12 protein-coding genes and 1 pseudogene are annotated in these 12,084 nt (G+C 66.7%); 10 read left to right on the top strand and 3 right to left on the bottom strand.

The features are described 5' to 3' along the window. A pseudogene (locus tag BLT60_RS22595) lies at positions 1-2,102 on the bottom strand (beta-propeller fold lactonase family protein); the annotation flags it as partial. A gap of 436 nt (positions 2,103-2,538) precedes the next feature. Between BLT60_RS22595 and BLT60_RS22590 the strand changes: the two are divergent. After that, complete coding sequence (locus tag BLT60_RS22590; RefSeq protein ID WP_090880716.1) at positions 2,539-3,513, top strand: complex I NDUFA9 subunit family protein; 975 nt, start codon at positions 2,539-2,541, stop codon at positions 3,511-3,513. Positions 3,514-3,538: 25 nt separating this feature from the next. Here the strand turns inward: BLT60_RS22590 and BLT60_RS22585 are convergent, their stop codons facing one another. Further along, positions 3,539-4,345 (bottom strand): undecaprenyl-diphosphate phosphatase, encoded by an 807-nt coding sequence (locus BLT60_RS22585; RefSeq protein ID WP_090880714.1) that lies wholly within the window; start codon positions 4,343-4,345, stop codon positions 3,539-3,541. A gap of 121 nt (positions 4,346-4,466) precedes the next feature. Here BLT60_RS22585 and BLT60_RS24840 point away from each other — a divergent pair, with 121 nt between their 5' ends. From BLT60_RS24840 to BLT60_RS22560, 5 genes are all read left to right on the top strand, one after another. After that, on the top strand, positions 4,467-5,159 hold the full coding sequence (locus BLT60_RS24840; protein WP_090880711.1) for a glutathione S-transferase family protein: 693 nt from the start codon (positions 4,467-4,469) through the stop codon (positions 5,157-5,159). Continuing rightward, on the top strand, positions 5,057-6,265 hold the full coding sequence (gene queG / locus BLT60_RS22575) for a tRNA epoxyqueuosine(34) reductase QueG (protein ID WP_244521395.1): 1,209 nt from the start codon (positions 5,057-5,059) through the stop codon (positions 6,263-6,265). The genes BLT60_RS24840 and queG overlap by 103 nt, the downstream gene beginning before the upstream one ends. Further along, positions 6,246-6,563, top strand: coding sequence for a hypothetical protein (locus BLT60_RS22570; protein WP_244521394.1), 318 nt, complete (start codon positions 6,246-6,248; stop codon positions 6,561-6,563). Before queG ends, BLT60_RS22570 begins: the two co-directional genes overlap by 20 nt. 33 nt (positions 6,564-6,596) lie before the next feature. Next, positions 6,597-7,469, top strand: coding sequence for an NAD-dependent epimerase/dehydratase family protein (locus BLT60_RS22565; RefSeq protein ID WP_090880754.1), 873 nt, complete (start codon positions 6,597-6,599; stop codon positions 7,467-7,469). Between the two features lie 252 nt (positions 7,470-7,721). After that, positions 7,722-8,594 (top strand): LysR family transcriptional regulator, encoded by an 873-nt coding sequence (locus BLT60_RS22560; protein WP_175478592.1) that lies wholly within the window; start codon positions 7,722-7,724, stop codon positions 8,592-8,594. A 9-nt stretch (positions 8,595-8,603) separates the two neighbouring features. Here BLT60_RS22560 and BLT60_RS22555 read toward each other — a convergent pair whose 3' ends face one another. Beyond that, on the bottom strand, positions 8,604-9,398 hold the full coding sequence (locus tag BLT60_RS22555) for an alpha/beta hydrolase (RefSeq protein WP_090880703.1): 795 nt from the start codon (positions 9,396-9,398) through the stop codon (positions 8,604-8,606). 186 nt (positions 9,399-9,584) lie between these two features. Between BLT60_RS22555 and infC the strand changes: the two genes are divergently transcribed. From infC to BLT60_RS22535, 4 genes are all read left to right on the top strand, one after another. Beyond that, positions 9,585-10,124, top strand: coding sequence for a translation initiation factor IF-3 (gene infC / locus BLT60_RS22550; RefSeq protein ID WP_090880700.1), 540 nt, complete (start codon positions 9,585-9,587; stop codon positions 10,122-10,124). A gap of 239 nt (positions 10,125-10,363) precedes the next feature. Continuing rightward, a complete protein-coding gene (gene rpmI, locus BLT60_RS22545; protein WP_090880751.1) occupies positions 10,364-10,564 on the top strand; it encodes a 50S ribosomal protein L35 in 201 nt (66 codons plus the stop codon). A 26-nt stretch (positions 10,565-10,590) separates the two neighbouring features. Continuing rightward, positions 10,591-10,947 (top strand): 50S ribosomal protein L20, encoded by a 357-nt coding sequence (gene rplT, locus BLT60_RS22540; RefSeq protein ID WP_090880697.1) that lies wholly within the window; start codon positions 10,591-10,593, stop codon positions 10,945-10,947. A gap of 80 nt (positions 10,948-11,027) precedes the next feature. Beyond that, positions 11,028-12,083: an aromatic ring-hydroxylating oxygenase subunit alpha gene (locus tag BLT60_RS22535; protein WP_210185666.1), complete on the top strand. Its 1,056-nt coding sequence runs from the start codon at positions 11,028-11,030 to the stop codon at positions 12,081-12,083. The last annotated feature ends 1 nt before the right edge of the window (position 12,084 follow it).

Raw genomic sequence — 12,084 nt, 5'->3', positions numbered from 1 at the left:
GCGAACTTGACGGCGTCGTCGCCGCCCTTGCCGTCGGCGTCGTAGCGCAGCCACCCCTTGTTCTTCTGCCACAGGACGTGGTCGTTGCCGTCGCTGGCTTTCTTGCCCGTGTTGAAGAATTTGCCTTTCAGCGCGCCGACGCCGATCCCGTCGAAGATGGCGCTGTCGAGCACGATGGTGTCGTCCCCGACCTCGAAATCCTCGATCCTGTCGGCCCACTTGTTCTTGAGCCTGGTCGAGAAACTGAACTGGTCCTCGCCGTCGCCGCCGAAGAGCGTATCCCGCTTCTTGCCGCCATCGAGCAGGTCGCCGCCGCCGAGTCCCTGCAGGATGTCCTTCCCGCCACGGCCGGCGATGGTGTCCGCCTCGCCGCCGCCGGTCAGCGTCTCGCCCGTGTTGGTGCCGGAGATGTCGAGCCCGCCGACGTCGGTGACCGTCACCGTCAGTGTCTTGGTCTCGACAAGGGCGCCGTCGTCGGCGCTGACCTCGACCTCGTAGCTGTTGTCGCCATCGGCATCGGCCGGCATTTCGAAGTCCGGGGCGTCGATGAAGGAGACCGCACCGGTCGACGCGTCGACCTGGAACAGCGCCGCGTCGGCGCCGCCGGTGATCGCGAAGGCCACCGGGTCGCCGGCATTGACCTTGGCGACCGTGGCGACGGCGGCCCCGTTCTCGGCGATCGTGACGGTCGCGGCCGTCTCGTCGATGACCGCATTGGTGACCGCGACGGTCAGTGTCTTGGTTTCGGTGATGATGCCGTCGTCGACGGTGACCTCGACCTCGTAGCTGTTGTCGCCATTGGCATCGGCGGGCATCTCGAAGTCGGGAGCGTCGATGAAGGAGACTTCGCCGGTCGTCGCATTGACCTGGAACAGCGCCGCGTCCGCGCCGCCGGTGATGGTGTAGGCGACGGTGTCGTCGTCGTAGAGCTTGTCGACGGCGACGACCGCGGTGCCGTTCTCGGCGACCTCGACCACCGCCGCCGTCTCGTCGATGATGTTGTGTTCGGCCCGGAAGACGGTGATCTGACCGCTGGCACTGGGGGTGCCACTCGCCACGACGTAGGTGACTCCGTCGATCTCCGCCGTCGCGACCCTCGCCATGCCGGGAATGGAAAGGTTGTCACCGCCCAACTCGGCCTTGGTCAGCGTGCCGTCATCGGCGATGGCGTAAGCTCTGACATCGCCGCTGCTTGAGCCGCCGATGACGAGGTAGCTGACGCCGTCCACGTCGATGACCTTCATGCCGGACGGATATCTCGGGAAGAACTCAGTGTCGAAGCCGGCGATGGTCTCGACCTCGGTCAGCGCCCCGTCCACGCCGACCGAGAACACGCTGAGGCCGTAGTCGCCGCTGCCGCCCGCGATCAGGTAGGTGACGCCGCCGACCCGCGCCGTGATCATCTCGAAGACGCGGGCGATAGCGAGATCGGGGGTGTCGGCGATGTTGGAGACATTGGCGAGGCTGCCGTCGGCAGGATCCACCGAAAAGACGCTGATGCCACCGTCGTCTTGTCCGGCCACGAAAAGGTAGGTGATGCCGTTGACGACGGCGGTGGTGATGGCGCGGGGTCCGTCGAGGAAGAGCGTACCGTCGTCGGTGAAGTTCTGGAGGTTGGTGAGCGTGCCATCGGAGCCCAGCGAGAAGGTGCTCATGCCCTCGTCGCCGCCGCCGGCCACGAAGACATAGGCGACATTGCCGAAGGTCGCCATCGCGACGCCCCTGGAGCTTTCGAGCTCCAGGCTGCCGCCATCGGTGACGTTGTCGACGTTGGTCAGAATGCCGTCCTCGCCGACGATGAAGACGCTGACACCGGAATCATTCGCGGCAGCGGAGATGAGATAGGTGATGCCGCCGGTCTCGACGGTGGCCAACCGGTTGACGTCAAAGAGTTCGAGGTCGCCGAAATCGGTGACGTTATCGGTGTTGGTGAGCGTTCCGTCAGCGTTGAGCCTGAAAACGCTTAAACCGTCGTCATTCCTGCCGGTGACGAATACATAGGTCGTCCCGCCGACCACGGCCGTGATTGCGTCGAACGTGTTCTCGAGTTCGAGTACGTCGTCGTCCGTAACAGTATCGGTGGTAATGAGTTCCAATGCCATAGCGCGTCGCCTCGCTTAGCTGGTTGAGCCCATGGAAGACACACGTCATGGCCGCGTCTCTAACCAGATCAGTGAAGCGAGTCGGAAGCAGAAACGCAATATAACTTAAAGTAGAATTAGTCGATAAACTTGCGACATCGTTAAGGCCTGAAATTTGGATTCTGGTGAGCATCCAGCTATTTGGATTTGGATCAAACCGAAAGAAAATCCGAGGGCGGGCTTGTTCCCGAACAGGAGGGGCCTCCGCACAGCGCGACGGTAATCCCGTCGCGGGTTGTGGACCGTCATGGAGGCGCGCGGTTCGACCGATTCCGGACGGAAGGTCCGGTTTCGCGGCGCCGGCTGGCCGCATCGGCTTGCCCATGTCGCCCCGGGCGAATACACAGACCATTGAATGGAATGGCGCGCCGGCGCCTCGCTTCGGAGACACGACAGAATGGCAATCGCTTACGCCGACAAGGGGCTGGTCACCGTATTCGGTGGCTCCGGATTCCTCGGCCGGCATGTGGTGCGGGCGCTCCTGAAGCGCGGCTGGCGGGTGCGCGCCGCGGTGCGCCGCCCCGATCTCGCCGGTCACCTCCAGCCGCTCGGCATGGTCGGCTGGGTGCAGCCGGTCCAGGCCAATCTGCGCTATCGCTGGTCGGTGGATCGCGCCGTCGATGGCGCCGATGCGGTGGTCAATCTGGTCGCCGTCCTGGCGCCGTCCGGCCGCCAGACCTTCGATACGGTCCATACCTTCGGCGCCCGCGCCGTCGCCGAGGCGGCCCGTGGCATCGGCCTCGACGCGATCACCCATGTCTCGGCGATCGGCGCCGACCCGGACTCCGAGTCCGACTACGCCCGCACCAAGGCGGAAGGCGAAGCGGCGGTGCGGGAAACCTTGCCCCAGTCCGTCGTCATGCGTCCGTCGATCATCTTCGGGCCGGAGGATCACTTCTTCAATCGATTCGCGGGAATGGCGCGGATGTCGCCGGCCCTGCCGTTGATCGGTGGCGGCAAGACCCGCTTCCAGCCGGTCTTCGTCGGCGATGTCGCCGCGGCCATCGCCGATTCCGTCGAGGGCAGGGCGCGGCCGGCCACCACCTATGAGCTCGGTGGCCCGGAGGTCGTGACCTTCCGCGAATGCATGGAACTGATGCTGCGCGAGATCGACCGCAAGCGTTTGCTGGTGCCGCTGCCATGGGGCGTGGCGAGCCTGATCGGCTCGATTGCCCAGCATCTCCCCGGCAAGATCCTGACGCCCGATCAGGTCCGCCAACTCCGTCACGACAACGTCGTGTCGGAGGCGGCCATCGCCGAGAACCGGACGATCCAGGCCTTCGGCGTCAAGCCGACCAGCCTCGCGGCCATCCTGCCGACCTACCTGTCGCGCTTCCGCGCCCGCGGCGAATACGAGAACCGCCCGGCCTGACCGCCGAAGGCGGCCCGGCCGGCGCTCAGGCCCGGTAGACGAAGAAGTAGAGGCCGAGCAGGCCGACGACGATCCGCCACCAGCCGAACAGCGCGTAGCCGTGGCGGCTGACGAAGTCGAGCAGCGAGCGCACCACCAGGATCGCGGCGACGAAGGCGGCGGCGAAACCGATCGCCACCAGCATCAACTCGTCGCCGGTGACCAGCGCCCGGTTCTGGTAGAGGTCGTAGGCAAAGGCCCCGGCCATGGTCGGCATGGCGAGGTAGAAGGAAAACTCCGCCGCCGAGCGCTTGTCCGTGCCCATCAGCAGCGATCCCACGATCGTCGCGCCCGAGCGCGACACCCCCGGCACCAGCGCCAGGCACTGGAAGAAGCCAATCCGCAGCGCCAGCCACAGCGGAAATTCCTTCACGTCGTGGTAGCGCGGCTCGAACCTGATGCGGTCGACGATCAGCAGGATCACGCCGCCGACGATCAGCATGGTCGAGATCAGCGCCGGCGATTCGAAGAACACTTCCTTGATGATCCGGTGGCCGAGCACGCCAAGCACCGCCGCCGGGAGGAAAGCCAGGAAGACCGCGGCGACGAAGCGGCGGGACGTCGGGTCGCTCGGCAGGGTGCGCACCAGCTGGATCAACCGGCCGGCATAGACGACGAGGATGGCGAGAATCGCGCCGAGCTGGATCAGCACCTCGAACATCTTGCCGGGGTTCTCGAAGCCGAGCGCCCGGCCGGCCAGCAGGATATGGCCGGTCGAGGAGACCGGGATGAATTCGGTCAGCCCCTCGATTATCCCGAGGATGAGGGCGTCGATGATTGAAGTGCCGTCCAACGGATGCCCCCTTGTCCCGAAAGCCGAATCGCCTTGTTCCGGCCGCAGGTGGCCTCTATACCCGATGCCGAATCACGCAAGATAGACCGTGTGATCGGGGACCTTCCTTTACGCCTGCCTGATGTCAGTTCTGTACCATCACCCATTGTCGGCGCCTTGCCGCTACGTGCGCCTGATCCTTGCCGAATACGGCGAGGCGGTTGAACTCGTCGAGATGCCGCCCTGGGTCAGGAGCGAGGATCTCCTCGCCCTCAATCCGGCCGGCACGGTTCCGGTCTTCGTCGACGAGACCGACGGTCCGATCGCCGGTGCCACCGTCATAGCCGAGTATCTGGCCGAAACCCGCGGATCGCGGGTCGGCGAAAGCACGCTGATGCCGATCACGCCGGCCGACCGGGCGGAAGTCCGGCGTCTCGTGTCATGGTTCCTCGACAAGCTCGACGACGAGGTCGTTGGCTACCTGATTACCGAAAAGGTGCTGAAGCGCCTCGCCCCGGCCAGCAACGGCGGCGGTTCGCCGGATGCCGCGGCAATTCGCGCCGCCCGTAGCAACATCCGCTATCATCTGCGCTATATCGGCTATCTGGTGACGCGGCGAAACTGCCTGGCGGGGCGCGAACTGACCTTCGCCGATCTCGCCGCCGCGGCCGAATTGTCTTGTGCGGATTACCTCGGCGAGGTGCCATGGGAGGAAGACGCGACGGCGAAGGAGTGGTACGCGCGCGTCAAGTCGCGGCCGAGCTTCCGCGAGATTCTCGCCGACAAGGTGCGCGGCAGCCTGCCGGCGACCCATTACGCCGACCTCGACTTCTGAAGACCCGGCTGATTGCCGATGCGCGCGCCGAAGGGTTCGACGCCGTCGGCGTCGTCAGGCCCGATTCCGTTCCCGAGACCGTCCCACGCCTCCGCCAGTTCCTGGCCGAGGGTTTCCACGGCGAGATGGCCTGGATGGCCGAGACCGCCGGGCGTCGCGGCGCGCCGCGCAGCCTGTGGCCGGAAGCCCGCTCGGTCGTCATGCTCGGCCTCAATTACGGTCCCGACAGCGATCCGATGGCCAGTCTTGCCCGCCACGACCGGGCGACGATCTCGGTCTATGCCCGCAATCGCGATTACCATGACCTCGTCAAGGGCAAGCTGAAGCAGGTCGCCGGCCGCTTCGCGGCGCGGGAGGGCGTCGGCGTCAAGGTCTTCGTCGATACCGCCCCCCTGATGGAGAAACCGCTGGCCGCCGCCGCCGGCATCGGCTGGCAGGGCAAGCACACCAATCTGGTCAGCCGCGACTTCGGCTCATGGCTGTTCCTCGGCGCCATCCTCACCGACATCGACCTGCCGCCGGGCGAACCGGAGGTCGATCATTGCGGCTCCTGCCGCGCCTGCCTCGACATCTGCCCGACCGCCGCCTTCCCCGCGCCCTACCGCCTCGATGCCCGGCGCTGCATTTCCTACCTCACCATCGAGCACAAGGGCCCGATCCCGCACGAATTCCGCGCCGCGATGGGCAACCGCATCTATGGCTGCGACGACTGCCTCGCCGTCTGCCCGTGGAACAAGTTCGCGCAGGTCACCCAGCAGGCCAAGCTCGCCGCCCGCGACGATCTCGACGCGCCGCCACTGGCGGACCTTGCCGTCCTCGATGACGCCGGCTTCCGCGCCCTGTTCTCCGGCTCGCCGATCAAGCGCATCGGCCGCGACCGCTTCGTCCGCAACGTGCTGGTCGCCATCGGCAATTCCGGCGAGGCGGAACTCCGCACCGCCGCCATGCGTCTACTCGATGATGCCGCGCCGCTGGTCCGTGGCGCGGCGGTCTGGGCGCTCGCCCGGCTCGATCCCGCCGCGGCTGTGGCGGAGCGGGCGAGCCGCATGGCCGACGAATCCGATCCCGATGTCCTGGAGGAATGGCATGCCATCGACAGAGACTGACAAGCCCGCGAGCCCGGTGGAACCGATCAACCAAGGCAAGATGCTGGTCGCGCTTGAGGAGAGCAAGACCCCGGCCACCGCGACCGGCGCCAGCGCCGTCGGCGCCAGTGCGATCGGCACGTTGGCGCTGGGGGCGTTCGCCATCGGTGCGCTGGCGATTGGCGCGCTGGCCATCGGCCGCCTGGCGGTCGGGCGATTCAGCGCCCGCGATGCCCGCATCGACCGCCTGCGCATTGGCAGCCTCGAGATCGGCGAGATCAAGCACCTCGACGACCCACCGCCCAAACGCCGCCGTTGACAGGGCTCGCCACTGGCGGGCATGTCGGCGTCCATGCGTCTCTTCATCTTCGGCCTCGGTTTCAGCGGCTCCGCCTTCGCCGCCACGATGCGCGACAGTGCCACCGGGATCGGCGGCACGGTGCGCGACGCCGGAAAGGCTGCCGCCCTTCGGGGTGACGGGATCGCCGCGCTGCCCTTCGACGGCACGCGACAGGGCGAAGGCGTCGACGACGCCCTGCGCGAAACCACTCACCTCGTCATATCGATCGCGCCGGGCGAGGGCGGCGATCGCGTCCTCCGCCATTACCGCGACGCCATCCTTGCCGCGCCATCGCTGCAATGGATCGGCTACCTGTCGACCGTCGGTGTCTATGGCGATCACGGCGGCGCCTGGATCGACGAGGACACCCCGCCGCGCCCCCGCCGCGGCCGCTCGGAAGAGCGACTGGCCGCCGAAGAGGCGTGGGCGGCGCTTGCAGATGAGAAAGACGTGCCGCTCGGCACCTTCCGCATCGCCGGCATCTACGGCCCGGGCCGCAACGCCCTGGTCAATCTCGACAAGGGCAAGGCCCGGCGTCTGGTCAAGCCGGACCAGGTCTTCAATCGCATCCACGTTGCCGATATCGCCGCGACCCTCGCTGCCGCGGCGGCTGCGCCGGCAACGCGCATCTTCAACCTCGCCGACGACGAGCCCGCCCCGCCGCAGGATGTCGTCGCCTGTGCCGCCGGTCTGATGGGGGTCGCCCCGCCGCCCGAGATTCCGTTCGAGGAAGCCGACCTTTCGCCGATGGCCCGCTCCTTCTACGGCGAGAACAAGCGGGTCTCGAACGCTCGCATCAGGACCGAACTCGGCGTCGATCTCCGCTATCCCACCTACCGCGAGGGCCTCGCCGCGCTGTGGCGGGAGGGGACCTGGCGCGGATAGTCCGTCCCGTCAGCCAGCCGGCGGATGCGGCGCCATGTGTCCCGCACTTCGTCCGCCACCGTCACACCAAAGGTCAGGTCGCCGTCGTCGACGGTGCGCCTTTCGGCCTTTGGACCAAGGACGATGGCCGTGGCAAGGTGGTATATGTCAATCATGAAACGATCCCGTGTCGTGATGGAATCACCATGTTCAGCAGATAGGAGATACGGTGCCCGCCGGAGTAGACCGGACGTCGCAAGAGGTGTTTCAGAAATGAAAGATGTCACCGACTGGGATACCCTGCGGCTCTTCCTCGCGGTGGCGCGGGCGGGCGGGCTCGGTCCCGCCGCCCGTCAGACCGCGATCAGCGCCCCGACCCTGGGACGGCGGATGGCCGCGCTGGAGCGTGCCCTCGAGCTTCGCCTGTTCGACCGCGCCCGCACCGGCTACAGCCTCACCGAAGTCGGTCGGGCGCTCTACGGACAGGCGGAGGAGATGGAGACCGTCGCGCTCGGCATTGACCGCTGGCGCCGGGAAGACGCGCCCCGCCGCTCCGTCCGCGTCTCGGCCGGTGCCTGGACGAGCCGCTTCCTCGCCCGCCATGTCGGCCGCCTGTGGTCGGCCGGTGAGCCGCTGGTCGTCGAATTCGTCACCGCCACCCAGCGGGTCGACATCCTGCGCCGCGAGGCCGATATCGGCATCCGCAACCACGCGCCAGCCGAGGTGCGGCTCGCCGCCCGCCGCCTGTCCGATGTCGCCTTCGCCACCTACCGCGCCCGCGATGCGGCCGATCCGGCGGCGCTGCCATGGATCGCGGTCATCGGCGACGCCGGCATCACCCCATCGGCGCGCTGGACAGGCGATCGTCATCGGGCCGAGGTCGGGCTCGCCACCACCGACCCGCGCATGGTGCTCGACCTTGTCGCCGCGGGCGCCGGGCGCGGCGTCCTGCCGTGCTTCGTCGGCGATGCGGAGGCCGGGCTGGCCCGCGACGGCGACCCCATCCCGGACCTCCGCAGCCAGCAGTGGCTGGTGCTCAACGAGCAGGCCCGCCACGCCGGCGCGGTGCGTCAGGTGATCGATCGCATCGTCGCGTTGCTGGCGGAGCACCGCGCCCTGTTCGAGGGCGATCAACCGGCCGGGTAGGGCGTCGCCCTACGTCTCGGCGTTCTCGGCGATGATCCCGTCGATCGCCGCTTCCAGCCGTTCGAGGTCCTCCGGGCGCGACAGCCGGTGGTCGCCATCCTTGACCAGCGTCAGCACCACGTCGTCGCTGGCCAGTCGCGACACCAGCTCGGTCGCGTGCCGCCATGGCACGTCGGTATCCTTGATCCCTTGCAGGATATGCACGGGGCAGCCGGTCTCGATCAGCCGGTCGCCGAACAGGTGGGCCTCGCCGTCGTCGATCAGCCCCTTGGTGATCAGGTAGCCTTCCGCGTCATAGTCGCTGGCCTCGCGGACCGATCCGGTTTCGGTCAGCGTCTTCTTCTCCGCCGCGCTCATCTTGTCCCACATCAGCACCTGGGTCATGTCGACGGCCGGGGCGATCAGCACCAGCCCCTCGATGCGGCTCGCCGACGCCCCGACCGCTGCGCGGTGCGCCTCGACCAGCAGCAGGGCGAGCCATCCGCCCATCGACGAGCCGACCAGGATCTGCGGCCCTTCGGTGCGGTCGAAGACGGCAAGCGATTCCGCCAGCCAGCGAGAGATCGTCCCGTCCGCGAAGGCGCCGCTCGACTGCCCGTGACCGGAATAGTCGAAGCGGGTCATGCCGAGCCCGCGCCGCGCGGCAAAGCCGTCAAGCGCCTCGGCCTTGGTGCCGGTCATGTCCGAGGCGAAGCCGCCCATCCAGAACAGGCCCGGGCTGCCGCCCGGCCGCGCCAGGACGGCGATCCGCCGGGCGTCGTCGCCGTCGCCGACGGTCAGTGTTTCGGGGGGTGTTTCGCTCATCCCGTCTCTCCGGCTGGCGTCAAAGGGTGCGACTGCCTATATCCAATCCACCGCGCCGGGGAACCCTCGGCCAAGGGAATCGGTTGACTTCCCGCCGACTTTGCAGGAATCCTTCTGCCGTGTCGCCGCGTGCGAGGAGCAGCGCGGTGATTTCGCTATTGTCTTGAACAGAACAGGAGACTGGCCATTCGCAGGCCCCATAGAGCACCGCCCGCAGCCGCAAAGGAAGGACCGCGGGTCAACGAAGATATTCGCGTGAGCGAAGTCCAGTTCATCGACGCCGAGGGCGCCAATCTGGGCACTGTCCCGACTGAGCGCGCTCGAGAGATGGCCGCAGCGGCCGGTCTCGATCTCGTCGAGATTGCACCCAATTCGGTCCCGCCCGTCTGCAAAGCCCTCGATTACGGCCGCTTCAAGTTTCAGGCCCAGAAAAAGGCTGCGGAAGCCCGCAAGAAGCAGAAGACGGTCGAGATCAAGGAAATCAAGATGCGGCCGAACATCGACACCCACGATTACGAGGTGAAGATGCGCGCGGTGAAACGCTTCTTCGATGAAGGCGACAAGGTCAAGGTGACCCTGCGTTTCCGTGGCCGCGAGATGGCCCATCAGGAACTCGGCGTCAGGCTGCTCGACCGGGTCAAGGACGAGACCTCGACGATCGCCAAGGTCGAGTCCGAGCCGCGCCTCGAAGGCCGTCAGATGACGATGGTGCTGGCGCCGCGCTGACGCGGCGTCCCCGACCCGACGCCATTCTGGTTTCTTGCATCCATCGGGGCGACGGCGCGTCGCCCCGCCGGTCAATTTTCGGCCGGTCGGTGCTTGTGCGCCGCAGCGCCAGTCGCTATAACCCCGCGGTTCCGAGCCGCCCGGCCTCAAAAGGGCATGCCGTGGCGGCTCGAATGCTCAGATGAACATCTAACTGGCCGGCGGTCTCTTCTACCGCGTCAGGCCGCATGGAGAGCCAAATGCCCAAGATGAAGACCAAAGCTGGCGCCAAGAAGCGATTCAAGGTGACCGGCACCGGCAAGGTGATGGTCGCGCAGGCCGGTAAACGGCACGGCATGATCAAGCGTAGCAAGAAGTTCATCCGCCAGGCGCGCGGCACGATGGTTCTCGCGGACCAGGATGCACGCGTCATCAAGCGGCACTTCCTGCCTAACGCCTGAACGCCAGCCCTACCGGAGAAAACGACATGTCACGCGTCAAACGCGGCGTAACCGCCCACGCCCGGCACAAGAAGGTCCTGGCTCGCGCCAAGGGCTTCTACGGCCGTCGCAAGAATACCATTCGCACAGCCAAGGCCGCCGTCGACAAGGCGGCGCAATATTCCTATCGCGACCGCAAGAACCGCAAGCGCACCTTCCGCGCCCTGTGGATCCAGCGGATCAATGCGGCAACCCGCGAGCATGGGCTTGCCTACGGCCGGTTTATCGACGGCCTCGGCAAGGCCGGGGTCGAAGTCGACCGGAAAGTGCTTGCAGATCTTGCCGTTCGCGAGCCAGCGGCCTTCAAGGCCCTCGTCGAGAAGGCCCAGGGCGCGCTCTCCTGACGCGCCGACCGGCCTTCCGCCGATCGCCCCTCAAAGGCTAGGCTGAAGCGAACGGCGCCACTCGGGACGGAACGCGGACAGTGCAGGGCCTCAAAGCGGAACTTCTGCGCGGTTGCTGGTATCTCGCGATGCCGGCAGCCTCGCTGAAACGACACGCGACCGTTGCAAAGACATTGCTCGGCGAGCCGCTCCTCTTCGGCAGGGGAGACGACGGCAAGGTCTTCGCGATCCGCAATACCTGCCCGCATCGCGGCATCCCCCTCCAATATGGCCGTTTCGATGGCGAAACGATCATGTGCACCTACCACGGTTGGCGTTTCGACCGGACGGGGACCTGCGTCGAGATTCCATCGCTCCGGGAAGGCCAGACCGCCGATCTCAGCAAGATCCGGTGCGGTAACTGGCGCTGCGTCGAGCAGCAGGGGCTGATCTGGGTCTATTTCCCGCGTGGCGACGAAGAGCCCTCGGGCGACGAGGCCGAACCGCCGCGCATGCCGATCTTCGGCGACGACGTCGGTCCGAAACTCACCATCACGCTGCCCTTTCCCTGCTCGACCGATCACGCTGCCTTCGGCCTGATGGACCCGACCCACGCCGCTTATGTCCATACCTCGTGGTGGTTCAAGCGTCAGGCGACCAAGTTGCGGCCGAAGGAGAAGAAGTTCGAACCGGCCGACTATGGCTGGCGCATGGTTCGCCACCAGATTCCGCCGCAGAACCTCGCCTACCGCATCCTCGGTCGCGAGGTCAGCACCGAGATAACCTATCGCCTGCCCGGGCTCCGCATCGAGGAAATCCGCGGCAACAAGCATTCGGTCGTCGGCCTGACGGCGATCACGCCGGTATCGGATGAAGCCACTGAAGTCTGGCAGATGTTCTGGGCGACGCCGGCCTGGATCGGCGCGCTGAAGCCGCTCTTGCGCAAACTGATGACCATCTTCCTCGATCAGGACCGGGTCGTCGTCGTGCGCCAGCGCGACGGCCTGGCCACATCGCCGAAGCTGATGCTGATAAACGATGCCGATACCCAGGCCCGCTGGTGGATGCATCTCAAGGACGAGTGGGTCAATGCCGGCAAGGAAGGCCGCGCCTTCGTCAATCCGGTGAAGGCGCGAACCCTGCGCTGGAAGAGCTGAC

Origin of the sequence: Bauldia litoralis (genome assembly GCF_900104485.1) — a bacterium.
GTDB classification, from domain to species: Bacteria; Pseudomonadota; Alphaproteobacteria; order Rhizobiales; family Kaistiaceae; genus Bauldia; species Bauldia litoralis.
Note: the sequence above shows the minus strand (reverse complement) of the source record. Positions and strands in the feature narration are given on the sequence as shown.

Coding starts and splice junctions, on each gene's coding strand:
- BLT60_RS22560 (WP_175478592.1), top strand. CDS start 7,722: ATGAAAGATGTCACCGACTGGGATACCCTGCGGCTCTTCCTCGCGGTG.
- rplT (WP_090880697.1), top strand. CDS start 10,591: ATGTCACGCGTCAAACGCGGCGTAACCGCCCACGCCCGGCACAAGAAG.
- BLT60_RS22565 (WP_090880754.1), top strand. CDS start 6,597: ATGCGTCTCTTCATCTTCGGCCTCGGTTTCAGCGGCTCCGCCTTCGCC.
- BLT60_RS22590 (WP_090880716.1), top strand. CDS start 2,539: ATGGCAATCGCTTACGCCGACAAGGGGCTGGTCACCGTATTCGGTGGC.
- rpmI (WP_090880751.1), top strand. CDS start 10,364: ATGCCCAAGATGAAGACCAAAGCTGGCGCCAAGAAGCGATTCAAGGTG.
- BLT60_RS22555 (WP_090880703.1), bottom strand. CDS start 9,398: ATGAGCGAAACACCCCCCGAAACACTGACCGTCGGCGACGGCGACGAC.
- BLT60_RS24840 (WP_090880711.1), top strand. CDS start 4,467: ATGTCAGTTCTGTACCATCACCCATTGTCGGCGCCTTGCCGCTACGTG.
- BLT60_RS22570 (WP_244521394.1), top strand. CDS start 6,246: ATGCCATCGACAGAGACTGACAAGCCCGCGAGCCCGGTGGAACCGATC.